Source organism: Pseudomonas sp. SMN11, assembly GCF_052041945.1.
Lineage (GTDB): Bacteria > Pseudomonadota > Gammaproteobacteria > Pseudomonadales > Pseudomonadaceae > Aquipseudomonas.
In genome coordinates this window covers 43258-65158 of the sequence record NZ_JBKGGW010000005.1, presented here as the reverse complement: position 1 = coordinate 65158, position 21901 = coordinate 43258, and the positions used below count along the sequence as shown (strand labels likewise).

At 55.3% G+C, this 21901-nt stretch carries 23 protein-coding genes, 2 pseudogenes and 1 riboswitch; of the genes and pseudogenes, 7 read left to right on the top strand and 18 right to left on the bottom strand.

Annotated features, from left to right (window positions below; all coding sequences use genetic code 11):
- Positions 1-49: 49 nt before the first annotated feature.
- A complete protein-coding gene (locus tag ACLEJU_RS07225; RefSeq protein WP_435421553.1) occupies positions 50-604 on the bottom strand; it encodes a VOC family protein in 555 nt (184 codons plus the stop codon).
- Positions 605-666: 62 nt separating this feature from the next.
- Positions 667-1419, bottom strand: a complete 753-nt coding sequence (locus ACLEJU_RS07220; protein ID WP_435421554.1) for an SDR family NAD(P)-dependent oxidoreductase — start codon at positions 1417-1419, stop codon at positions 667-669.
- Positions 1420-1530: 111 nt separating this feature from the next.
- Here ACLEJU_RS07220 and ACLEJU_RS07215 point away from each other — a divergent pair, with 111 nt between their 5' ends.
- The 3 genes from ACLEJU_RS07215 to ACLEJU_RS07205 all read left to right on the top strand — a co-directional run bounded on the left by ACLEJU_RS07215 (position 1531) and on the right by ACLEJU_RS07205 (position 3386).
- The gene (locus tag ACLEJU_RS07215) at positions 1531-2460 is read left to right on the top strand and encodes a LysR family transcriptional regulator (protein WP_435421555.1); all 930 of its coding nucleotides are present in this window, start codon (positions 1531-1533) and stop codon (positions 2458-2460) included.
- Positions 2461-2573: 113 nt separating this feature from the next.
- The gene (locus ACLEJU_RS07210) at positions 2574-2978 is read left to right on the top strand and encodes a nuclear transport factor 2 family protein (protein WP_435421556.1); all 405 of its coding nucleotides are present in this window, start codon (positions 2574-2576) and stop codon (positions 2976-2978) included.
- A 27-nt stretch (positions 2979-3005) separates the two neighbouring features.
- Positions 3006-3386 (top strand): putative quinol monooxygenase, encoded by a 381-nt coding sequence (locus ACLEJU_RS07205; RefSeq protein WP_435421557.1) that lies wholly within the window; start codon positions 3006-3008, stop codon positions 3384-3386.
- Between the two features lie 217 nt (positions 3387-3603).
- On the opposite strand, the gene ACLEJU_RS07200 is transcribed toward ACLEJU_RS07205, so the two are convergent.
- The 12 genes and pseudogenes from ACLEJU_RS07200 to ACLEJU_RS07145 form a co-directional block, all read right to left on the bottom strand.
- Positions 3604-4176 carry a hypothetical protein gene (locus tag ACLEJU_RS07200; protein WP_435421558.1) on the bottom strand — a complete coding sequence of 191 codons (573 nt, stop codon included), beginning with the start codon at positions 4174-4176 and terminating at the stop codon, positions 3604-3606.
- 496 nt (positions 4177-4672) lie between these two features.
- Complete coding sequence (locus ACLEJU_RS07195) at positions 4673-6049, bottom strand: tyrosine-type recombinase/integrase (protein WP_435421559.1); 1377 nt, start codon at positions 6047-6049, stop codon at positions 4673-4675.
- The gene (locus ACLEJU_RS07190) at positions 6033-6563 is read right to left on the bottom strand and encodes a hypothetical protein (protein ID WP_435421560.1); all 531 of its coding nucleotides are present in this window, start codon (positions 6561-6563) and stop codon (positions 6033-6035) included. The genes ACLEJU_RS07195 and ACLEJU_RS07190 overlap by 17 nt, the downstream gene beginning before the upstream one ends.
- 2 nt (positions 6564-6565) lie before the next feature.
- Positions 6566-8887: a hypothetical protein gene (locus ACLEJU_RS07185; RefSeq protein WP_435421561.1), complete on the bottom strand. Its 2322-nt coding sequence runs from the start codon at positions 8885-8887 to the stop codon at positions 6566-6568.
- Positions 8874-11162, bottom strand: a complete 2289-nt coding sequence (locus ACLEJU_RS07180; protein ID WP_435421562.1) for a hypothetical protein — start codon at positions 11160-11162, stop codon at positions 8874-8876. Before ACLEJU_RS07180 ends, ACLEJU_RS07185 begins: the two co-directional genes overlap by 14 nt.
- A 390-nt stretch (positions 11163-11552) precedes the next feature.
- Positions 11553-13532: pseudogene (locus ACLEJU_RS07175) on the bottom strand (transporter substrate-binding domain-containing protein); the annotation flags it as partial.
- A gap of 13 nt (positions 13533-13545) precedes the next feature.
- On the bottom strand, positions 13546-14160 hold the full coding sequence (locus ACLEJU_RS07170; protein ID WP_435421563.1) for a response regulator: 615 nt from the start codon (positions 14158-14160) through the stop codon (positions 13546-13548).
- 215 nt (positions 14161-14375) lie between these two features.
- Positions 14376-14618: a DUF1272 domain-containing protein gene (locus tag ACLEJU_RS07165; RefSeq protein ID WP_435421564.1), complete on the bottom strand. Its 243-nt coding sequence runs from the start codon at positions 14616-14618 to the stop codon at positions 14376-14378.
- 61 nt (positions 14619-14679) lie between these two features.
- Positions 14680-15432 (bottom strand): precorrin-4 C(11)-methyltransferase, encoded by a 753-nt coding sequence (gene cobM, locus ACLEJU_RS07160; RefSeq protein ID WP_435421565.1) that lies wholly within the window; start codon positions 15430-15432, stop codon positions 14680-14682.
- 30 nt (positions 15433-15462) lie between these two features.
- The gene (locus ACLEJU_RS07155; protein WP_435421582.1) at positions 15463-15855 is read right to left on the bottom strand and encodes a cobalamin biosynthesis protein; all 393 of its coding nucleotides are present in this window, start codon (positions 15853-15855) and stop codon (positions 15463-15465) included.
- Positions 15856-15872: 17 nt separating this feature from the next.
- Positions 15873-16565: a CbtA family protein gene (locus tag ACLEJU_RS07150; RefSeq protein ID WP_435421566.1), complete on the bottom strand. Its 693-nt coding sequence runs from the start codon at positions 16563-16565 to the stop codon at positions 15873-15875.
- A 7-nt stretch (positions 16566-16572) separates the two neighbouring features.
- Positions 16573-16758 carry a CbtB domain-containing protein gene (locus ACLEJU_RS07145; RefSeq protein ID WP_435421567.1) on the bottom strand — a complete coding sequence of 62 codons (186 nt, stop codon included), beginning with the start codon at positions 16756-16758 and terminating at the stop codon, positions 16573-16575.
- A 112-nt stretch (positions 16759-16870) separates the two neighbouring features.
- Positions 16871-17094: riboswitch (cobalamin riboswitch) on the bottom strand.
- Positions 17095-17539: 445 nt separating this feature from the next.
- Between ACLEJU_RS07145 and ACLEJU_RS07140 the strand changes: the two genes are divergently transcribed.
- Positions 17540-17701, top strand: coding sequence for a hypothetical protein (locus ACLEJU_RS07140; RefSeq protein ID WP_435421568.1), 162 nt, complete (start codon positions 17540-17542; stop codon positions 17699-17701).
- 63 nt (positions 17702-17764) lie between these two features.
- Here the strand turns inward: ACLEJU_RS07140 and ACLEJU_RS07135 are convergent, their stop codons facing one another.
- Positions 17765-18079, bottom strand: coding sequence for a hypothetical protein (locus ACLEJU_RS07135; protein WP_435421569.1), 315 nt, complete (start codon positions 18077-18079; stop codon positions 17765-17767).
- A 248-nt stretch (positions 18080-18327) separates the two neighbouring features.
- Between ACLEJU_RS07135 and ACLEJU_RS07130 the strand changes: the two genes are divergently transcribed.
- Positions 18328-18696 (top strand): hypothetical protein, encoded by a 369-nt coding sequence (locus ACLEJU_RS07130; RefSeq protein ID WP_435421570.1) that lies wholly within the window; start codon positions 18328-18330, stop codon positions 18694-18696.
- Positions 18697-18915: 219 nt separating this feature from the next.
- The gene (locus ACLEJU_RS07125; protein WP_435421571.1) at positions 18916-19245 is read left to right on the top strand and encodes a hypothetical protein; all 330 of its coding nucleotides are present in this window, start codon (positions 18916-18918) and stop codon (positions 19243-19245) included.
- 16 nt (positions 19246-19261) lie between these two features.
- Here ACLEJU_RS07125 and osmE read toward each other — a convergent pair whose 3' ends face one another.
- A complete protein-coding gene (osmE, locus tag ACLEJU_RS07120; RefSeq protein WP_435421572.1) occupies positions 19262-19627 on the bottom strand; it encodes an osmotically-inducible lipoprotein OsmE in 366 nt (121 codons plus the stop codon).
- Between the two features lie 39 nt (positions 19628-19666).
- Positions 19667-20900 (bottom strand): annotated as a pseudogene (locus ACLEJU_RS07115) (NADH:flavin oxidoreductase/NADH oxidase family protein).
- A gap of 99 nt (positions 20901-20999) precedes the next feature.
- Between ACLEJU_RS07115 and ACLEJU_RS07110 the strand changes: the two are divergent.
- Complete coding sequence (locus ACLEJU_RS07110; RefSeq protein WP_435421573.1) at positions 21000-21425, top strand: MerR family transcriptional regulator; 426 nt, start codon at positions 21000-21002, stop codon at positions 21423-21425.
- Between the two features lie 62 nt (positions 21426-21487).
- Here the strand turns inward: ACLEJU_RS07110 and ACLEJU_RS07105 are convergent, their stop codons facing one another.
- Complete coding sequence (locus ACLEJU_RS07105) at positions 21488-21694, bottom strand: hypothetical protein (protein ID WP_435421574.1); 207 nt, start codon at positions 21692-21694, stop codon at positions 21488-21490.
- Positions 21695-21901: the final 207 nt, after the last annotated feature.

Below are 21901 nucleotides of genomic sequence, written 5' to 3'. Positions count from 1 at the left end.
CAGAAGGCTGACGTATCACGGAAGCCCAAACCGCCCCATGCTCTCTTTGCTACCCCTCTACTACCTTCGAAACTAACTCGACTTGGGAACCCCATGGAGTCAGGAAGTACATCCACTGAACACCATCTGCATTGGTGATCGGCTCATTGAGGATGGTCAGGCCCTTGGTCTTGATGATCGACAAGCTGTGCGTCATGTCCGCAGTCGTGAGTGCGAAGTGGCTCGCACCGATGTCATCCCCATGCGGGTGCGCGTTGTTGATGTGGGCGCCGCGATACTGGAATAGCTCGATCTTCGCGCCTCCTGTCAGTTGCAGCATGACGAAGCGTTGCAACTCACTGGACGGATGCCAGCGGAACTGTGTTTTCCAGGCCGAAGGGACGTTGCCCGGGGTGATGTCGGAAATTACCTTGGCACCTGCCAGGTCGGAAAAAAAGCGAATGGCGACGTCGATATCCGGCACGTTCATGCCGACATGGTCGATCAGCGAAACCTGAAGCTTATCTGACGCCGAACTGGGTAGCGGGGTGCTAGGGGCGGCAGCCTGGGCCTGTGAAGCGATAGCGACGGATAATGCCATCAGTGCGGTCTTTACGGTTTTCATGGTGGGTGCTTGCTCGATCAGTCAGATGGGCGAGCAGCCCGGCGGGGCTGCTCTGCTGCATTTCAGATTTGTGCCTGGCCGCCATCGACGAACAGTTCGGCGCCGTTGACGAAGCTGGCATCGCTGGAGGCTAGAAACAGCGCTGCCTTGGCGATCTCCTCGGGCTCGCCGACCCGGCCCAGAGGAATCTGCGCGGCCAGGTAGTCGAGCAGACCTTGCTGTTGCGCGGCGTCAGGGCCTGCAAGGTCGACCAGGCCAGGGGTGCGAGTGGCGCCTGGGCTGATGGTGTTGACCCGCACGTTGCGGTCTTTCAGCTCGAGGATCCAGTTGCGGGCGAAGGCCCGCACGGCGGCCTTGGAGGCGGCGTACACACTGAAGGCCGCGGTGCCGGAGCTGGCGGCGGTTGAGCCGGTGAGGATTACCGACGCTTGGGGTGCCAGCAGTGGCAGTGCCTGTTGCACGGTGAACAGTGTGCCTTTGACGTTGCGGTCGAAGGTGTCCTGGTACTGCGCTTCGGTGATTTCGCCCAAGGGCAGCATCGAGCCGCCACCGGCGTTGGCAAACAGCACGTCGATGCGTCCTTGTTCAGTCTTTACCTGCTGGTAGAAAGCCTCCAGTTGCTCCAGCTTCGAAGAGTCCACTTGCACACCGGTCGCGTTGGCGATCTGCGCCACGGCGGCCTCCAGTTCGGCCTGGCGGCGGCCGGTGATGTACACGGTGGCGCCTTCGCTGGCGAACAGCTTGGCGGTGGCCAGGCCGATGCCGCTGGTGCCACCGGTGACGATTGCGATTTTGCCTTCAAGTTTGCCGTTCATGCTGCTTCTCCAAGTGGAATGTTTGAATGTTTTGCTGCGATGGGAGAAGCGTATCGACGAATCGGTAAATTCAAAATAGAATCGCCCGAAACTTATCGTTGCAGAAATGAAATGAGCAAACTTCCGGATTTCGAAGGCTTGGCCATGTTCGCCAAGGTGGCAGAAGAAGGGTCCTTCGCCGCTGCGGCGAGGGTCATGGGCGTCTCGGTGCCGACGGTGTCGCGGGCTGTGGCCCGGCTGGAGGAGCGGCTGGGCGGGCGCCTGTTCAACCGCACCTCACGGCAGCTGTCGTTGACCGAGTTCGGCCACAGCATGGCGGGCAAGGCCGGTGAGATCTATCGCCAGGCCGAAGAGGTGGAGGGCGAGGCCATGGAGCTGTCGGTGCAGCCGCGCGGCCAGGTGCGGCTAGCCGTGCCGATGTCGTTCGGGCTGCGTTGGGTGGCGCCGTTGTTGCCGAAACTGATTCGTCAGTACCCTGAACTGTCTATCGACCTGCACCTGTCCGATGCCTCGGTGGACCTGGTGGCCGACGGTTTCGACGCAGCGTTGCGGATTGCCGCGTTGCCCGATTCGTCGCTGGTGGCCAGGCGGCTTTGCGCCGTCACTCAGTTTCTGGTGGCTTCGCCTGCTTACCTGCAACAGCACGGTCGCCCGCAACACCCGAGGGACTTGGCAAGCGTGCCATGCCTGAGCTACGCCTACCGCGCCCGCACTCAGGTGTGGCGCTTCACCGATGCATCCGGCACTGAAGAAGATGTTGTGCCGAACGGTCCGCTGCGCGTCACCAACTCGGACGCCATGCTGCCGGTGTTGCTCGAAGGCCTGGCCATTTCCGAATTGCCAGAGTTCATCGCCAGTGAATACCTCGCCGATGGCCGCCTGGAGCGGTTATTGCCTGAGTGGAGCATGACCCGGGGCGGGCTGTACTTCGTGACGCCCTCGGCGCGCACACGCCCGGCGAAGATCAGGGCACTGTCCGATTTCTTCCATGAGCATCTGTCTGACCCCGCTTGGCGTTGGGAAGGCAAGTTGATTTCATAAGTGAAACGATAGTTTTCAATCTTTGCTATTTTCGTGGTTGGCATGGCTCGTTAATGTGGTCCGCATGTTCGGCGATCCCGCGCCGCAACCTGAAGCCACCGAGGATGATGACCATGAAAAATGCCGTGCAACTCTTCCAGCAGTATCTGGACACGATCCAGGATCCACGTGCCGCCGCCGCGCTATTCACCGACGACGGTGCGCTGGAAATCCCTTATCTCAAATCCCTGGGCATCCCTGACCGTGCCCAAGGGCCGCAGCAGATCGAAGCCTTCATCGCAGCGCTGTTGGTGAAAGTGCCGGACTTCAAGTTCCGCAGCGTTCGCTTCCTAATCGATACCCCGGACCAGGCGTTCGCTGAATACGATGTAGAAGCGCCAGTGCCGGCCACCGGGCGGATCTACCAGCAGTCCTACGCCGGGCGCCTGGTGGCGCACGACGGCAAGATCCAGTTGTTGCGCGAGTCGATGAACACCCTTGCCGCCGCCACTGCCTTCGCCCCACGCGATCCTGCCTGAACCCTGTCGAACTCCTGGAGAATACCTTTGCAAGCCACCCACATCGCCGCAGCGTCCGACCACGATAAAACTCAACCTACGCAGATTCTGGTCAGTGCCTATTACCGCGTTCATCCCGATGACCGCCAGACGTTCATCGACGCCGTTGTCCCGGAAATGCTCGCCGCGCAGAAGCTCCCAGGCTGCATCTACTATGCGTTTGCCCAGGATCTGAGCAACCCGAATACCTTTCACCTCACTGAAGGGTGGGCTGATGAGCAGGCGTATGAACGCCATGAGCACTCGGCCACTTTCCTGCACGCGCTGGCCACGGTGGTGAAGAACGTGCGGATCCTGAGCCGGGAAGGCATTCGCTATGACGTTGCCAAGCAGCACATCGACGATCCCCGTGGCAAAGTGGTGAGTTGAGATAGCTGTTAAAAACACTACGATGACTTAACCAAGCGGCCTCGGAAAATCACAAAAAATGGTAACCAATGTGCTTAGGCACTCAGCTGAGGACATGGCGCATGAAGCGGTTGATCGAATGCGAAAGATTGATTCACGCCCCGAGTTAACGGTCAGTTCAGGTCAAAACGAGTAGCGAATTTTACGTGACGACAAGGGAGTAGCTCTTACATCTGCGCTATGGCTGGCCGAGTTCAACATCTTCATCGATTGCCTTCCCCACCGCGATCGCAAATTCACTGAATTCGTTTGCCAACAGATGCGCGGAAAACTGAGCGAATTTTTCTAATATTTCTATCGGCTCCATGCTTGGTAGAGATGGCTTCGCACCCTCTATGCGCAGTGCGTTGAACAGTGAATGTTTAAGGAACACTTGAGCGTCCTCTGCTGTTAGCATCGCATCAAGCCTATGCGCAAGGCGATTGCGCACTGAATTTATCTGACGAAGTCCAGGGGTTAAATTCCTTAGTCGAAAGTCATTTGCATCCAGCAATGACAGCTTCTGAGCGAATGTTAACCTGGCAGTAGAGATATCACCAAGGCGAGGATTCGCCTTTTCAATGTGTTGGGTCAAATAGTATTCTACATATAAATGAGAGCGTAGGATTCGACCGATGTTTGTTACGTCCATATCCCAGCGGCGTCTCATTTCCATGAACTCCGAATCAATCACCTGCTGGAAACGCTCCGCCCCACCTAGGTGGTCAATAGTCCTTTTAACAACCCGTTGCATATCGTTTACCAGTGGCATCGTAGTACCTAGATATCAAAAGAATTGGTTGGTGAGGTGGAGCGTAGCTTCCTAGCCTACGAAACTTTGTTGCGAAACCCAAGTGCTCACAATCACCGCTATCAACCGTTCGCAGACGGTCGGAATGCGATAAATATAGCCAACCGGTGTAACCCGTCAACGTACCGATAGCCAACCTAGCACTTGGAGTTTACATCGCGAGTCGGAGTGAGCACGCTAACTCAGAGTCATAATGCAGCAGGTAGCAGCGAGTTGTAGGGTTATGAGGTACCGGTCGAAGGGCCTAGCTCAAGGCACTACGGCACCCTCGCGCTTACGAATTAGGTCAGATGGGTAAGGACCCTCGGGAATCGTTATAGCCAGCGTGTTCAACGAGCTTTTGACCAGTCAATCGAGTAGGCACTGTGTAGCGTTCTGCCACCGCTGCGCAGCACGTCATCAGATCACGATAGAGTGGTCATGCATATCAGATGGCTACACCTAGGGAGGTAGAGCGTCAACGCTTCAGCATGTTCGAAAGCGCCATGAGAACGGGGGCAGAAAGATTTCGATACTCCCGATCAGACATTGAGCCGCCACATTCCGAAACCGTCATAATTATATCTTCTAGTTTAGTGCGCAGTCGATTGAGCATGGCGAGCGTATCGGGTAGTTCAATTGCCGCGGATTCCTGTTGGTATTGTTTTAAATAGTGGCGCAGTGAGGACGGGCAGCGATGACCTGAACTTTGCATAACTTTCAGAGTAACAAATTCGTTTCTCTCTGCGTAGCCTTGAATCTTTGAGTCAGTGCTAGAGTCAAGCGTTAGGTATAAGTCGCGATAGAGGTTTTGAATGAAAAGATGTCTAAATTGATGGAGGTGAGCTTTTTCTTGTATGCCAGCTTTTTTTCTCAAGTTGGAGGTGAGCGTTGTAAAGTAGTCTATGGATAAGGGGCGGCCAGTCCTCTCCGAAATGAATAAATATCCATGGTCGTTAGGGATCCCGATTGTTTTACTAATTATGCGCCGCCTCGACCGTTTGATATAGTCTTCTGCCATGAGAAGAACGACTGGACTTATCCAGACCTCCCGCGAGGATGATCTGGTTTGCTGTTTGAGTGTATCAATTTTTAGGCAGTTTGGTGTTTTGGGGTTTTGTAGTGCTTCATAGATGTTCCGGGCTGTCTGTTTTGCCACCTCCCCTCTACGGCCGCCACAGGCTTCAAAAATCTCAAACATCAAATGGTTTCGAACTGATAAAAAGCTTGATGAGCAATGCCGTGTTTCATTCTTTAGAGCCTTGACTGTACTGACACCGATGGCTAGCCCTTCTCCGGGTGCATCATCAAGCGGCAGATCCTCTATAATCCAACTAGGGGCGCGGGTGTATGGATTGTCTGTATTGAATGTTTTCTTTTTACTAGCTCTGTAAGCCCGTACTACACCGTTTTTACTGACAAAGTCAGTATTTCCCATCATCTCACCAACGAACTCTAAAAAATCGAGTGACTGGTATATGATCCGACGTATGCGTTTGCCTTTGCGTTTCTTTTCACCGTCCAGTCGCTTGGCGCTTAGGGAGGCCATGAAGTGCTGAAAGCGTGAGTTAGTCATGTCTGTGATGGAAATTGAATTATAAAAGGCGTACTTAATCAGCAAGTTCACCGCCATTAAGTAGGTGCGAATTGTACCGCCTCTGTTAAAAGTGGAAAGGCCTTTAGCGTGCAAGTGTAAGCAAAATAAGTTCCCCCAGAACGATGGTTTGCCGTCGGGAAGCCGAACTATCGGTAGCTCTGCGGAATCTTTCATTTTTGCTTTCCCGTGAGCAGTAGCATACAGCGGGAGCTTGAAGCCACTGCCGACAGATTTAATTGAGCTAATCTTTGAACTCATGGAGACTCCAAAAGTCTGCTAGTTCCATAATGGCCATCAAGTTGTTAAGTTCAGCCTCATCTATTTTGAATGCGGCTGGCAGGAGATGGGCTGGTTTATGTGCAGCGCGTTTATACATCTGAAAGATCTTCATAAATAGATAGTTAAGGCGCAGGATATGCTCTTCAAGGTCTGATATGCTGTCTTCGAGGGACTTGTTCTTTGCTTGCAGCGCGCGGACAGTGTCCGCGCGATCAGGAGATTCACCAACATCTGAAAATTTTTTAAAACAGAGTTCGCGCTGTTTGTTTACAGTCTCAAAGCCGCCTGGGACTAACTCATTCGCGGCCTCTTTCATTGAGTTCAGGGAGCAGGGTGCTAGGCCAAGATCGACGCTCTCAAAGGAGGCAAAGCGGACCTGCGTTGATAGGGCCGCAACCAGGTCGGCAGATACCTTGTCTTCACTGTCATGACCGGTGAGTGCTGCCAATAATTCAAATTTTCTTTGAATCCCGCTGAGTGTAGACTTTTTCATGATTAATCGTCCGGAATATCATTGACTTTCAAGACTAAGCTGAAGCTCTGAATAGTTTCTCCATTTTCCGACTTCACAGCAAAGAAGGATGGCTCTAGGCTTATTTCTCCATTTCGTAGGTATGACAAAAGGTCACGTTCGAGGTTTTCACCACTCATGAACTCTTCAAAGGTGGGCTCCATATTTATGAGCCCCTCGTTCGAGAGGTACCCGAGATCTTCACTAAGTTCTTTAGATGTATTGATGAAGATGCGTTTGGCATTGTAATCATCTTTCAGTTTCTCAATTAATGAATCAAGGTTCTCTAGAGGGTCGTTCTCTTCGTGAGTGACAAGTTTTTTCAGTTTTTGAGCTTTAGCCTCGTTGAGAGCACGCCCGCCCACAACCTCCGTTACATACCTGTAGAATGAAGACAGATCAGTATGTCCAAGCATCCAGGCAATTGTATTGAGCCTGTTGTTTGGTGCTGAATTAAAGAATACGAGTGCGAAAAAACGACGCAGTGGATGGGGGCGCAGATAATGCCTACGCTTTATGCCATCCTTACCTGTATCAGTTCCTGTCTCAAAGAAATCACTTGCCATGTCGAAGTAGTTATACAGGCTTTTTTTAGAAAGATGCGATGGTTTTCCATCGAGCCTTCCCATGCTTATTAATAGTTTGCCTTCACCACGCAAACAACCTCGTTCTTGCAAGTTAGAATGAAAGTTTTTGAGCTTGAATATGATTTTGGCGACAATCCTGGGGATTGGGCGCTTCAGTGTTTGACGGTTTGTTCCAGTGCCTGTCTTCCTGCCTTCAAAGACTAGAAAATACTGTGTTTTTGAATTGGATTTATGGTATGGGTCAGTATCAGGATACAAGCAGGTGTGCGCCTTGAGGTGATTAAGTTCTCCGCTTCTTCTAGCGCATAATCCACATATCGCTATGCCTGTTGCTCCAATAAGAACTTGATAAAGTTCACAGAGCCCAACGCCGCGACGAAGGTCGCTGAAGAATGCAATATCATTCCGATTAATCGACCAATGTGTGCATTCAAAATCCGCGTGGGGCTTATCATTTTTCAGAGATGGCTTATGGTGTAGTATGCTTCCCGTCGTTAAATGATTTTCGGGGTGGCTTATTTGAAATAGGATGTTGCTAAGGATAAAGTCCGCATGCTCAACTATGAATTCTAAGCTGCACCTAAGGCCGTGCCCAATAACATCGAGTGGTGCAATCTGGTAGCGACCATCTGGTTTGATAGGCGAGGAATGCATGATGCGACGTGCGGACAATGAGAATATGGCATCTCTATCAATGTAAAAATCTTTGTCCGGGTAAGAAGATACTTTTCTGAATGTGGAAAGATACCGGTCCACACCGTTTTTAGTCATTCCCTCAATATAGCCATTCCGTATTTCTATTGCAGGATATTCTGTAGCGTATCCCTCTAGGCCTATGTCGAGTTCTAATAGTCGATTAGGTTTCTGTCTATGACCATGTAAGGTGTTTTTGTACAGAATCTCAAGAAGTTTAGGGGTCCTGAATGTCCAGCATTTATTCCCAGGCCTGTACCAGCCTTTTTTCCAAAAGATATATCGTGCCTTAATTAGTTCCTCATCTGTAAGGCTCAATGCTCTTTCGTCGAGAGAGGGCAGGTCCGCAAGCGCGGGAAAGCTAATTACTTGCTCCTTGAAGTCAAGAACATCAATTTGCAAAATTTCTTTGCGGATGTAAGATTCCGTTCGTGAAGTCAATTGATAAACAGCCTCGCTGACAGGTAGGTCAGCTACGGTGGTTAAAAAGTCTACATAATCGCTTTCCGTTATCAGGCCTAGTCCGAAATCACAAATACTGAACCTTTCAGCATTCAGGATTATCCAGTCAATCGTATAAAGCACCCTTGTGAGTTCTGCCTGAGCGTAGAGTGGCTTAAAAAAACATCCGTTGAACCTTGGATGAACCTGAATTGCGATCCAGTATTTGAACAAATCAAGAAGGGATCGATTCTTGCCTTGAGTTAGCAGCAGTCCATTGGCTAGCCGGATGTGGAAGTTTATTTCTCGTTCATAAAAACCACCTTCGGCATCAGGCAGTTTTTGGTGCCAAATATTTAGAGCGTAATGAGTTTCTTCAGAAAACCAGTAAGGGCGATATATTGGGGATCCGATAGTGAGCGTAGAAAAAACCTCATCACGTATACTACCCGGATCATTCCATAGGTCATTTCTCTCAAAAAGTTCCAGTAGTCGCGCAGCCTCCTCAGCTTCGATGTGTTTTTGTATAACCTCATCATTCGACATTGACGAGTCATTGTTAGTAGACTGATTATGCTGCTTCATAGACTGCCTCTTGAATGCGCTCAGTTATGGCGTGCGACACTGGCGTATTTTTGAATAGATAGGCGGCAGACTGAGAGCAATTACTTCCGATTACTCCTTCGGAAGCCAGATTAGCGGCGATTTTTATTAGGCACGCTATTCTGTACCATTTCATGGCTGAGTCATTGACTGGGATCTTTCTGCCAATTGCGTGACTCACTAAGTCATAGACAGAAAGGAGGATTAAGATTTTCTCCTTGTTTAGGCTGATATAAATACGATCAGCATGAGTGGCCGTCTGATGATTAATGCGGCGCATGCTTTGTCCAGATATTTCAAACTCATAATCAGAGCGAGAGTTTTGTAGGAACCATTCAACTTCCTCCATGGTATTAAAGTCCATGCATTCAAGTAAGTGCTTGCTGGGCTTCATTACTTCATAAATAATTGCATTTTGGTATTGTCTTACCCAGCGCTCCATCACGAAGTACCGTACGGCTGCTGGAATGTAAGCATTCATAAGCTTTTCGCTTCGCTCTTTGTGGCCAGCGGCTTTGGATACCTGATCTTCGCTAAGTGTTTCCAGGAATACTAGCACCAGAGAGTCGGCTCTAATTGAGCGAAGGGTAAGCCTTCTAAGCAACGTTTCACTGTCGGAGTGAGATGTTTTTCTGAATTCCTTTAAGAGTATATTCTTAAATTTGTCGGAAGCTGGGGTTCTAGTTAAAGGCGCTAATGTTGTCAGTTTTTGAGGGAGGCTAAGCCCTTTTCTAGAAGACAATAAGAGGGATCGCCAGTCTGTATTATTAGTGTGTTTTAAGTATTCCCTAGCTTCTTGCGTAAGATCTACCAGCGAATCGAATAGTTCAGACGACTCCTTGTTGAGGTGGACCGACATTGTTCGCTTTGCCCTTGCTTTAATGCTTCTTGCTACCTTCAATAGGCTAGCTTGGGTAAGGCCTGTTTTGGCGCCGAACTTATTGTGAAGCTCAAAGTTTAGGAGCCATGATGGAGTGATTTGTGTGTTAAGTGTCGTGATCAAGTAGATGAATGGGTTAAGTATGGTTGGCCTCAACATGTAAATGTGTTTTTGAATTTCTTCCGAATTGAGCCCCGTTGTTCGAAGTGTCGAAAGTGAAAAGTATGGGCTAGCGGCCCAGGTGGCGGCGATGTCTGCGCTGAAGTAGTCTATGTTGTATTTAAGGCCTTCGAAGCTATCAAATACTCGACCTTTACTCGCGGACTCCTTGTAGCGATTCAGTAACCTGATCTCTTCAGCGCACGATTTTCGGCAAGCATTCAATATTGCCTCTCTATTTGAGAGTAACTGATTTTTCAGGGCATCTAGAGCTTCGTCCGTTGTTAGTGTTAGTGGGATTGGTGTAAATGTACTATTGTATTCCTCGCTGCTTTCATGGATGGCATTTTTGTATGTTGGAATAAGTATTTGATGGGCGGGCTCGGCCACAAAATATGACCCAGCAAAAATCTTATTGAATATTCCAACTTTTACGGCCCAGTAATGGTAGAAGGACTTGAGACAGTTCTTTTGGGACACAGCGTAGAGATAATCTTGAGTGAAGCATTTTTCCATGAAGTCATTTACAAGATTAGGGTCTCTCAATCTCTTTAAGAGTGCCATTGATGGATGCTGGTGACAGATCTGTCGAACAATGGATTCAAAGATTTGTTTGTGATTCGAAACGGAGTGGTGTGAGTAAATTCCCAGTTTTCTAGAGGCGCGTTTTAAGATATAGCTTGTGGCTTCTTGCCCATATAGTTCGTTGAATTCGTTTAAATCTACGAAAAACTTCGATCCGGTGTTCGATTTTACAAACCATCCTTCATAGCGCTTCAGCCGGCTAAGGTCTTTCTCGCAAGACGAGTAAAATCGGATTGAGTCATCGGTGCGATCTTTTGATGCGCTCTGGCGAGTTCTTGAAGGGGTTAAGGGAAAGCAAAAAGTCAGCGAGAACATTCGCAGGACTTCTGAGTACCTTGACGCTGCCACTCGCCGACTAAGTTTCGTATGTTTTAGTAAGAAGCCTTCAAAACCAACTAGCTTTGATGAAATTGAATTCTCAGATCTGATGTCATCTACTGTGAGTGTAATATCTCGAATGTCAAAGAACGCACTCACGAGCGCAGTCAGTCGATCCCAATTACGACTCACGTCTTGATACGTGATTCTCCCCCTAATCAACTCGGCTTTGATTTCACCAGTGATCGCGCGGAGTGAGAAGCGTGTGATGTATTTGGTATCAATCATATCGCCACATGCATCGCGTTGGTGCATGTAGCTCACTATAGAAGTTCTGCGTCGTCAACAATTTAATTTTGCTGCAATGGAGGAGTATTGGCAGGAAAGTTGCCTGGGTTTATATGGTTTTTGTTCTTTTCGTTTTATTATAGGTTTATATGGCGTAGGTGCGCATATTGTTGGGTGATTTTATTTTTCATTGTTTTCAAGGTAAAATTGTCTATGTTGTGAATTTTGTAACTACTTGCACTTAACGATGGTGCGCTATTTTGTTCGTATTTCAATGATTTTGTATGTGTATTTTGGTTGTGCGGAAGAGATCGTTCTTGACGATCGTCAAAAAAATTAGAAGGAAAAAATCTAAGCGAAGCCGTTGTTTCCTCTGCCTTCTGGATGTTTTTGATTACTGTCGTAAATAGGAAAATGAGCGATATCAAGGATGTCGCCGATCAGCCCGAGCAGGCCAATGGCGGAATCGTGGGCGGTTTGCAGGGCCAGGATGTCGCAGTGGCCAGCGCGGTTGTCTTCCAGCGCCAGTTCCAGCAGGCCTATCACCGCGTTCATGGGGGTACGGATCTCGTGGCTCATGGTCGCCAGGAACGCGCTTTTGGTCTTGCTGGCCTGTTCTGCTTCATCCTTGGCCTGGCGCAGTTGCTCCAGCAGCCCGCTGCTGAAGGCCAGTTGCGCCTGCAGGGCGCGCTGGGCTTCAGTGCGCTGGTGGATCAGCTTGCGCAAGTAACTGTTCCAGAACACCACACCCGCCAGCAGCAGGGCTGACAACACCAGCACTTGCAAGGCCAGGGTGCGGTAGTCACGCCAGGGGCTGTCACTGACCAAGGTGCTGGTGCGCCTACGGTTTATCAGCTGATCCAGCTCTTCGGGAGGAATGCTCATCAGCGCCTTGTCGAGGATGGCTTGCAATTGCGGCAGGCCAGGGGCGACCGCAAAGGCTGCGACGGCCGGCTCGTCCCCCACGACACCGGCGATACGCAGGCGCCCCTTGAAGACCTGGTTGATGTAGTACGAGGCATTGATATGGCTGCTATAGGCGGCGTCGGCATCGCCGTTGGCCACCGCTTCCATCAGGCCGAGGGGGTTGTTCACCATGACCAGTTTCGCCTTCGGGAAGCGCTGCAGGACTTCGGCGCGAAGGTGGGAGCCCTGCAGCAGGGCAATGCGTTGCCCGTCCAGGTTCCTGGCGTGCAGCGGCGAGGGCGCCTGGTCGCGGGTCACTAGCACCCTGGGGCTGACCAGATAGGGGCGGGTGTAGCGCAGCTGGGCTGCGCGTTCTGTGCCATAGCCCAGTGCCCCGATCATCTGTGCCTCGCCGCGTGCGACCTTGTCAACCATCTGCTGCACGGTGCCCTGCTCGATGAACCTGAACTGCAGGCCGGTGCGCAGGGTGATCTGCTTGAGCAGGTCTATGGTGATCCCGCTGACATGCTGCTCGGCGTCGTTGAATGTGAGCGGGGCCAGGGCGGTGTTGACCAGCACGCTGACCGTTGAATGCCTGGCTATCCAGTCGTTTTCTTCCTCCGTCAGTACGGACAGGTGGCGGTCCAGCAACAGGCTGGTATTGCCACTGTTCCAGCGGCGCAGGATGTTCAGGCGCTCGCTTTCGGTGATCCTTCCCATGGCACTGTCGACCAGACGGCGCAGCCGCGGGTTGTCATGGGCGAGCGCGAAGGCAAAGGAGCCGGGGGCCACTTGGCAGAAATGATCGATCTTCACCATGCCCTGGAAACTTTTGCCTATCAGGTAATCGGTACTGATGGCATCGCCCAGATACGCGTCGGCTTCACCCAGTTCGACCGCCGCGAGGCCTTCCAGGGCCGAGCGGTAGAGGCTCAGCTGTGCCTTGGGGTAGAGGGCGCGGACGGTCTCGCCTGGCAAGTAGTGGTCGACCATCGCCAGGCGCAACCCGGCCAGGTCCTTGCCATGATTCAGGGGGGGAGCCTCGCGTGTCACGATCACCGGCAGGTCGTCGGCATAGGGCAGGCTGAGGCTGAGCTGGGCATCGGCCGCTTCAAAGCCATTGGAGCTGCCCAGCAGGTCGATGGTGCCAGCGCGTAGCGCGGCGATCGCTTCATGGCGGCTGGCGAACCGCCTGACCTCGATCGGTACGCCAAGCTGCTCGGCGATCAGCCCGGCATAATCGGCGCTCAGGCCTTCGTAATCATCCAGGCTGACGTTGATCTCGAAGGGTGGGTAATCCGGCCGTGAACTCCCCAGTAGCAACACGCCGCGGCGCTGCAGCCACTGACGGTCGGCGTCATCCAGTTGTAGTGGTTGTGCGGCGCTGGTGGCGCGTGCCAGCAAATGCCTGGGCTCAGCATCGGCAAGCGCCATGAACGGGTAACAGAGCAGGGCGATCAACAGGGTCAGGCCAGCCAGGACAGGTTTCATGCTACCCGCGCGCTCAGCTGACTTGGTTTCGTTTGGCCAGATCAACCATCTCCACCAGAGACTCGGTCTTGAGCTTTTCCATGATACGGCCACGGTAAGTACTGATGGTCTTGGCACTGAGGTTCATGCAGGCGCCGATGTTCTTGTTGTTTTCCCCACGGCTCAGGCGCCGCAGCACTTCCATCTCGCGGTTGGACAGGCTGCCCAGGCGTTCTGGCTCGCTCTCCAGGGTATTGCTGTTCACCGACATCTGGGGGAAGGTGGAGTAGCCCTTGATCAGGGCCTTGAGGGCGAACACCACGGCCTCCAGATCCTCGCCTTTGGTGACGAATGCACCAATGCCGGCATCCAGGCAGCGGCGCACGTAAAGGTCGGTAGCCTGCCCGGTCAGCACCATGATCTTGGGGGCCGGCTCCTGTTGTTGCAGGCGCTTGATGACTTCCATGCCATCCAGGCCGGGGAGCCCTATGTCCAGCAGTACCACATCCGGGCGCAATTCACGCACCTTCTGTGCCACTTCACTGCCATTGTCGACTTCGCCGACGATGCGAAAACGCTCACGCTCAAGCAGTATGCGCAAGGAAAAACGGACGATGGCGTGATCATCAACGATCAGCACGGTGGTCATGTAACTTACTCCTGTCGGAATGTGGTCGGCTTCCTGAGGCAATCAGGAATACGTCTGCAAGCTTTTTCTGCTGTGCGGCACGATACGACCATTCCGGATCCATGGTAATGGCGAGTATAGATGTGTTGAACAAGCGAGTCGGTATTGTAGAAATTTCCTACACGGCGACCGTCACAAGCATCGCCAGAAGTGGCGGTGCCTGTGCTGGCGGAGGGTCAGGCGCAGGTCGGATGAGGCTTGAGGACCCGTTGGGTCGAGGCGGGGTTGTTGCTCAACGCCTGGCCCACCCGCGTCGGGCGGGCCAGCAACTGGCCGCCGCAATTCGGGCAAAGTCCCTGCAAGCGTTGGTCAGCACAGTTACGGCAGAAGGTGCATTCGAACGAGCAGATCAGGGCGTCAGGGCTGTCGCCCGGCAGGTCGGCATCGCAGCATTCACAGTTAGGGCGCAGCTCCAGCATGGGTAACCCTCCGGTCTGGTGGAATGCGCAGTCTGCTCCGCCCCTCGTCAGCTTGGCAATGCTAGTCGCCGGGGCGGTACAGGTGGGCGTGGCCGGCGCGGTACAGCGCCGACTCGCTGAATGGCGCATCGCCGAGTACATGGCCGACGAGGATCAGGGCAGTGCGCCGGAAACCCTTGCTGGCAACCTGTTCGATGATATCTGCCAGGGTGCCGCGCACCCAGTCCTGGTCTGGCCAGGTAGCACGATGAATTACCGCGATCGGGCAGTCGGGGCCGTAGTGGGGTAGCAGTTCTTCGACGATACGTGGCAGGTGCTTCACCCCCAGGTGAATGGCCAAGGTACTGCCGTGTCGGGCCAGGTCGCCAAGTTGCTCGCCTGCGGGCATCGGTGAGCTGTCGCCGTAGCGGGTGAGGATGACCGTCTGCGCCACTTGCGGCAGGGTCAGTTCGCAGCCGAGCAGCGCCGCGCTGGCGGCGGTGGCGGTGACGCCGGGGATGATCTGGTAATCGATGCCCAGTTCGCGCAGGTGGCGGATCTGCTCGCCGATGGCGCCATACAGGCTGGGGTCGCCACTGTGCACCCGGGCCACGTCCTGGCCATTGGCATGTGCGGCGCGGATGGCGTCGATGATTTGCTCGAGATGCAGTTCGGCACTGTTGATGACCGTCTCGGCCTGATGCCCTTCGAGCACCGCTGCGGGTACCAGCGAACCGGCATAGATGATCACCGGGCACTGACGGATCAAGCGTTGGCCCTTGACCGTGATCAGTTCTGGGTCGCCGGGGCCGGCGCCGATGAAATAGACCGTCATGGCGGATCCTTGAATTGATGAAAGAAGCGATTATCCGGCACAGGCCAGTGCCAGGGTAGCGGGGCCGCGCACCTGGCGGGCCACCCTGAGTGCGGGGCCGACGTGACTGAGGCTAGCCAGGGCCAGTGCCGTGCTCTCGGCCACGCCCCAGCAGCCGCAGTAGGCATAGGCGACTGCGGAGCGGTGGCTGAGCAGGGGTTCGTACGCCCGCAGCTGCTCGGCAGTGAAAACCACCAACGGCAGGGCGTAGCGTGCGGCGAGTTGTTGCAAACCTGGCTCGTCGGCCTTGCCCGCGATGCTGGCAAAGCCACGAAGTGCTGTGGCGGTCAGGCCGTGACGCTGCAGCACTTCATGCAGCAATACCTCGAGGACGTCCACCGGGCAACCCCGGCGGCAGCCGAAGCCAGCGTACAGTGCCGGCAATGGCTGGTCGATGGCCATCAGGCGTGGCTGGAGCGGCGATACAACCAGGCGCTGAGCAGGCCCAGGGCGACCCAGAAAGCTGCGTTGGTCAGCCAGGAGGCGATTTTGAACTGAGCCTCCAAGGCTTCCGGAGCCAGGCTTTCGTGGACTTCCGGCTGCGGAGCGCCAATCACGTGCGGCACCACCAGCAAGACGGCGCCCAGTGCCTTGAGCAGGCCATGGCGTGCAAACACCAGCAGGGCCAGGCCCAGTGCGGTCGCGGCTGCGGTGCCGACCCACCAGCTCTGGCGCTGACCGAGGTCGGCGGCGGCAGTGCCTGGCAGCTCCGGCGGCAAGCCCAGGGTTGGGGCCAGGCAGAACACGGCAAAACCGGCCAGACCCCACAGCGCGCCCGTGCTGGTACGGCCCGGCTCACGCAGGCTGTACAGGGCGGCAAGGATCAGGGCGAAGCCGACGGCGACCACCAGATTGCCGCCGGTGGTCGACAGGATGCGCTGCCAGCCATCTTCTGGCGACCAGGCTTCCTCGCTGTGGGTGTGGCCTGCGCTTGCCTCTTCGCCGTGGCTGTGTTGCTCGGCCACGGGTGCGGCCGATTCATAGGTTTCCGCCTCGAGAATCAGCGGTGCGACCCAGAAGCTTTGCAGCAGGGTCAGCAACAGAGCGGCGAGCAGGCCGCTGAACCCGGCAGTGCGGGCGATACGCTTGATCATGACAGCCTCAGTGGCAAGGGAAGGCGGCGCTGTGGCGGGTGTCGTGCGCGGCGTTGTGCACGGCTTCGATATGCGAGAACCCGGCAAAGTAGACCAGGCACAGGCCGAGCAAGCTGGCACCTACGGCGATGACCACACGCTGGCTGAGGGTGACGGGGGTAGTGATGCTGTGTTTGGCGCTGGAGATGGGCATGACGCGATCCTCTGCTTTTTGCTTTTTGTAGGCAATGGGGCAATGGGGACAAGCGCGGCAGCCCCGGGGCACGGGGCGCCCGAGGGAATGCGACAACGCCCGCCCACCGCGGGGTGTTCATGAACGCCAGGCCGGTCTCCGGGCTTGCGAGGAGGAGCAGGGCTCCTTGAAAAGCATCACCTTCCCATGCCGGACTGCGTGGCACAGTGGTCTGGACGCTTCGCTCGCTTACCGTTGCGGGGGCAGCACCGGGTTAGCCCGGCCCTGGCAAGGGCCTGCGACGCACCGATTTCCCGTTTCACCCCCGATGGGGGCACCTGACGCAAGGCGTAAGGAGAGCACGCGGCGAGGGTGGCGTCAAATACAGATGAAACACGATCAGCGGCTGGCGACCGGCCCGAACCTCCCTTTTTTGCGCAGTCCAACGTAAGCAAGGCCTCGCTTCGCCTGGCCGGAGGTACGCACATGAAACGCAAGACTGCATGGGTTGTCGTGTTGTCAGGGTTGTTGTTGCTCAGTGGCTGCTGGCCTTACTGGCACGACGGAGATCACCACCATCGGCATTACTACGATGGAGATCGTGGGGGGCACCAGGACTATCGTCGCTACTGACGCAAGGCAGCATTGACTTCATGCCTTGCGCTTGCGACCAGGCCTGTGCCACGCAATAGTAAAGTTATGTAAAAGCTCGCCCGGGCTGGCCGGTTTGGAATTTACACTGGCAGCGCTGCCCTGCCTTACATAAGGCAGGGCACCGCTTTTCGCCTTTTGGAGCGCTGTAATGAAGTTGAAGCATGTATTGCGTGCCGCCGTGGTGGCTGCATTGTTATCCACGCTGGCAGGTTGCTGGATGTTCATGCCGCCAGGTGGCGGTGGCGGGCATGGTGGGGGGCATGGCGGCCCGGGCATGATGGGCGGCGGGCACGGTGGCGGCCCACGCTGACAGTATTGAAGCAGACGGCTGTTCGCTCACCGGCCAAGGGCTGGGCGGATAGCCTGGCTGCCGTCATGATTCTTCGAGCATTCGCCCAGGACTGAAAAAGAACGATGCAATCATCACGGCGCTGATCACCCCCAATGCGTCTGCGACCAGCAACAGGAATTCGCTGCCAGCCCCCAGCAGCGCCTGCTGGCTGATGGCGAAGCTGGTCCCATGGGGAAAGGCGGCGATGCCCAGAAGGGCCAGCGCCAACGCGGCTGACAGCAGTTTGCTGTAGGCCCTGCCGAACGCCAGCGTGTAGGCCCAGAACACAAAGATGCTGAACACGGCAAGTCCTGTGGAGATCACGAACTGGGCGAGTATTTCCATCCACCACACCATGGGCCCCTCCTGAACGTTGCGCCTGGTCGATACGCATGAGAATCATGGCTGATTGAAATCGTTCCGCTCGGCTAAAGAAATAATCCGAAAGCCGAAAAGTTGCCGATCATGGGCCATTGCCCATATAGCAAACAAGCCTATTGTGCGGTGCACTTTGCGCAGTAACATGGGCACACGAGAACTAAAAAAAGGCGTTCGGCTTGGCCACTCTTTCGTCAGTTATCGATGGGGCAGCAGGAGCGTGTCGCGTGAAGAGCTCAAGATCGGTCGCATGCGCAATACTATCAACCACTTTCGCCACGCTGTTGATGGCCGGGTGTGCACAGAATCGGGATGTGCGGGATGGCCATGATTATACGTCCGGTACTACCGATAGAAGCACGCCCGCTTATCTGGGGTGCGTCAAAGGCGAACTTCAAGGCAATGTGAAAACCTATGAGGTCGATGGCGACAACTCGGTAAAACTGTACGTCGAAAGTACTGACCCTACCCAGGCCGCTGGTTTGGTAGAACTGCGCGGCACGGGAACCGAGCGTCAGTTCACGGCTTACCAGCGCGACGCCTGGTATGACCATGGCAGACTGCTCGATGCTGCATTGTTGTGTAAAAAAGCCTGAATCGTTGATCTGCAAGAGCAAAAAGCCCGCACATGAGAGCGGGCTTTTTGCGATGGGTGCTGATCCATCAGCGGGGTCATTCTAAGGGATGGTGCCGTCTTGCCCATTCGACGGAAGTATTGCGCCAATGGCAATCAAGCCGGTTCACGACCTTGGTGGATTACTCCTTCGGCGCGAACCCGGCTAGAATGGCGCACGTTCCTGTCTGGTTAATTGCAAATGCCAACCTTTCGTATCCTGTTATGTGCCGCGCTCGCAGCAAACCTTGCCGCTTGCGCAAACCCAGGCAAGCCTACCGCCAGTAAGCTGACCTCGAAATCCCCGCAGGACTACGCCGCCTGCGTATTGCCAAAGTGGCAGGCGCTGTCGCCGCAGACCACGCAAAAGTCCATCAGCCATGGTTATCGGCTGACCGCACCCAGCGCCGTGACGTCTGACGAGGTGCTGGAAGTGGTCGAGTATCGCGATGGCAGCCGGGCAACTTTCTATAAAGGCAGCTTCCTGTCGAGTGACAAGTTGCGCATGGCCGCCAGAGAGTGCCTTGAGTGACCGGCAGCCGGTTGCATCAATAGCCTGACCCTCCCATACCGCCCATGCTGGGTAATGTCTGCCGGGACTTCTGCTGGGCATTGCTCCATTCGGCGCAGGTCATGAAACTGGTTTTGTCGACCGTCCCGGCCTGATCGAAGCTGACCATGTAAGGCTGTAGTTTCTGTCCCGGGCTGCTCAGCATGTAGTCGAAGCACGTTCCAGGTACCACCGTGCGGTCGGACTGAGCGCCCGGTTTGCCACCTATTTGCAGCACTTGCTCTTTACTCATGCCATTATCGACTTTGGCTACCAGTGGCTGGTCATGGTAAGTGGATGCGTTATTTGAACAGCCTGCGAGCGCTGACAATGTCAGTATCAGCGCACAAGTTGATTTGTTCATGGCAGTGCTCCCGTCAGAGAACGGCGTTACGGAACAGCATCAATCCAGTCGGCTATTCATCATACGCTTGTATTGCTTGACTCGACGCAGCGTGCACCACTGTTCCAGCAGCAGGGCGCGCAGCGGCGAGGCCTTGGCCTGGGGTTTTCCGCCGGCGGCGAGCCGGCGCATCTGCAACTTCACCAGCGCCATGTAGGCCAGGGCAGCGAATGCCTTGCGCTTCCAGCGGATCGGCGGCAGTTCGGCCAGGGCCTTGGTCTCGCCGGCTTGCCAGCGCCGGGGCAGGGTGGGGTCGACCGCCAGTGCGGTGGCGATGCCAGCCATGGCCACGCCGCTGGCGAGCACCTGTTCGACCACCGCCAGGCGACGGATGCCACCGGTGACCATCACAGGCATGCGGGCAATCGCGGCAATGTCGCGGGCGAACTCGAGGAAATAGGCCTCCCGCGCCAAGGTTCGGCCATCCCGGGCATCGCCTTGCATGGCCGGTGCTTCGTAGCTGCCGCCTGACAGTTCCACCAGGTCCACCGACAGTTCGTTCAGCCACAGCACGACCTGGCGTGCATCTGCCGGTTCGAAACCGCCGCGCTGGAAGTCGGCCGAGTTGAGCTTGACCGCCACGCTGAAGCCGGGGGCCACCACCTCGCGCACCGCCTTGACCACCTCCAGTAACAGCCGCGCACGGTTCTCCAGGCTGCCACCCCAGCGGTCCTGGCGCCGGTTGGTCAGCGGCGAGAGGAACTGGCTGAGCAAATAGCCGTGCGGCGTGGATCTGCACGCCGCTGAAACCGGCTTGTTCGGCCAGTGCCGCCGTACGGGCGAAGCGCTGGATCAACGCGGCGATCTCGCTTTCGTCCAGGGCCTTGGGCTGCGGGAACAGCTTCGACAATCCGCCCATGTCCAGGGCCACTGCCGAGGGTGCCACGGTTGGCTGGCCAAGGTTGGCCTGCATCTGCCGCCCGGGGTGGTTGATCTGCATCCAAAACTGCGCGCCCTGGGCGCGGCCGGCTTCGGCCCATTGGCGAAAACGTTGCAGCTGCTGGCTGTCATCGAGCATCACGCCCCCTGGGCCGGTCATGGCGCCGGGGTCGATCATGACGTTGCCGGTCAGCAGCAAGCCGGCGCCGCCTTCGGCCCAGGCCTGATACAGGCGCAGCAACTGATCGGAAGGGGTCTGGTCCTGATTGGCGAGGTTTTCTTCCATGGCCGCCTTGGCAATGCGATTGGGGATGACACTGCCATTGGGCAGGTGCAGGGGCTGGAAGGGGGTCATGCGGGGTTCTCCAAGTAGCGCCGGGTGTCAGGCGGGTTGGGTTTTGGAGAAGGCTAAGGTTAAAGTAAACCTTAAGGTCAACAGAGAATTTCACCCAACATGAAAATTGGCGAACTGGCCCGACGCACGGGCCTCAGCGCATCGCGTATCCGTTTCTATGAAGCCAGCGGGCTGATCGAGGCCCGGCGCCTGGGTAACGGCTATCGGGATTACCCGGAGCAGGTGGTAAGGTCGCTGGAGGTCATCACCTGCGGGCAGCAGGCGGGGTTCAGCCTTGAAGAAATGCGCAAACTGACCAGCGCAGCTGGCGACGGCGCGGCACGGCATGATCTGTTGCTGGCGAGCCTCAAGCGCAAGGTGGCCGAGATCGAAGCGATGCAGCTGCGCCTGGCGCAGAACCGCGCGCAACTGCTGGCAGTGATCGCTGGCATGGAGAGCAAGCCACAGGGCATGGGCTGCGACGAGAATGCCCAGCGCCTGATTGCTGGTTGGCAGGAAGGCGAGGCGGACAAGTCACATCGTTGATGACGGTGGTTTGGGTGAGAGCCGGCTTAGCGGCTCTCACGCAGGGCGGGCAGGGTAGCTGACTACCTGGGTTGCCTTGCCATATTCATGTTTCGGCACTGTACCTCGGCATCTGTCCTGCTCGGGTAACTGGGTTTGAGCCGCTCCTTTTCCTGAGTGTCGTAGATATCGAAACCACCGCATACGGTCGCCGCGCAATAGCCGGTGCCGATGCGCAGCGACTGCTTTTCGATGGGCACAGCCGGAACGATAACGAATCTTGGTTGCATGTTTCGTGCCTCCCCAGGCAGAGATCTAAGTATTAGACGGGGCTTGGTTAACCATCAAGACAGCTCATGAAGAAAAGATTGCAGCCCTGGCCCCGGCCTCTGTCATCAAATGAAAACCCGCTGTCGCCCGATGCGAAGCACTCCCCACCCCGAGCGCTTACATTCCAATGACCCCAGAACTGACGCCCTGCGTCCAGATCGATGATT

Bases quoted from the DNA above. Each gene is read 5' to 3' on its own strand.
- ACLEJU_RS07225 (WP_435421553.1), bottom strand. From the start codon at position 604: ATGAAAACCGTAAAGACCGCACTGATGGCATTATCCGTCGCTATCGCT.
- ACLEJU_RS07220 (WP_435421554.1), bottom strand. From the start codon at position 1,419: ATGAACGGCAAACTTGAAGGCAAAATCGCAATCGTCACCGGTGGCACC.
- ACLEJU_RS07215 (WP_435421555.1), top strand. From the start codon at position 1,531: ATGAGCAAACTTCCGGATTTCGAAGGCTTGGCCATGTTCGCCAAGGTG.
- ACLEJU_RS07210 (WP_435421556.1), top strand. From the start codon at position 2,574: ATGAAAAATGCCGTGCAACTCTTCCAGCAGTATCTGGACACGATCCAG.
- ACLEJU_RS07200 (WP_435421558.1), bottom strand. From the start codon at position 4,176: ATGCCACTGGTAAACGATATGCAACGGGTTGTTAAAAGGACTATTGAC.
- ACLEJU_RS07195 (WP_435421559.1), bottom strand. From the start codon at position 6,049: ATGAGTTCAAAGATTAGCTCAATTAAATCTGTCGGCAGTGGCTTCAAG.
- ACLEJU_RS07190 (WP_435421560.1), bottom strand. From the start codon at position 6,563: ATGAAAAAGTCTACACTCAGCGGGATTCAAAGAAAATTTGAATTATTG.
- ACLEJU_RS07185 (WP_435421561.1), bottom strand. From the start codon at position 8,887: ATGAAGCAGCATAATCAGTCTACTAACAATGACTCGTCAATGTCGAAT.
- ACLEJU_RS07180 (WP_435421562.1), bottom strand. From the start codon at position 11,162: ATGCACCAACGCGATGCATGTGGCGATATGATTGATACCAAATACATC.
- ACLEJU_RS07170 (WP_435421563.1), bottom strand. From the start codon at position 14,160: ATGACCACCGTGCTGATCGTTGATGATCACGCCATCGTCCGTTTTTCC.
- ACLEJU_RS07165 (WP_435421564.1), bottom strand. From the start codon at position 14,618: ATGCTGGAGCTGCGCCCTAACTGTGAATGCTGCGATGCCGACCTGCCG.
- cobM (WP_435421565.1), bottom strand. From the start codon at position 15,432: ATGACGGTCTATTTCATCGGCGCCGGCCCCGGCGACCCAGAACTGATC.
- ACLEJU_RS07150 (WP_435421566.1), bottom strand. From the start codon at position 16,565: ATGATCAAGCGTATCGCCCGCACTGCCGGGTTCAGCGGCCTGCTCGCC.
- ACLEJU_RS07145 (WP_435421567.1), bottom strand. From the start codon at position 16,758: ATGCCCATCTCCAGCGCCAAACACAGCATCACTACCCCCGTCACCCTC.
- ACLEJU_RS07140 (WP_435421568.1), top strand. From the start codon at position 17,540: ATGAAGTTGAAGCATGTATTGCGTGCCGCCGTGGTGGCTGCATTGTTA.
- ACLEJU_RS07135 (WP_435421569.1), bottom strand. From the start codon at position 18,079: ATGGTGTGGTGGATGGAAATACTCGCCCAGTTCGTGATCTCCACAGGA.
- ACLEJU_RS07125 (WP_435421571.1), top strand. From the start codon at position 18,916: ATGCCAACCTTTCGTATCCTGTTATGTGCCGCGCTCGCAGCAAACCTT.
- osmE (WP_435421572.1), bottom strand. From the start codon at position 19,627: ATGAACAAATCAACTTGTGCGCTGATACTGACATTGTCAGCGCTCGCA.
- ACLEJU_RS07110 (WP_435421573.1), top strand. From the start codon at position 21,000: ATGAAAATTGGCGAACTGGCCCGACGCACGGGCCTCAGCGCATCGCGT.
- ACLEJU_RS07105 (WP_435421574.1), bottom strand. From the start codon at position 21,694: ATGCAACCAAGATTCGTTATCGTTCCGGCTGTGCCCATCGAAAAGCAG.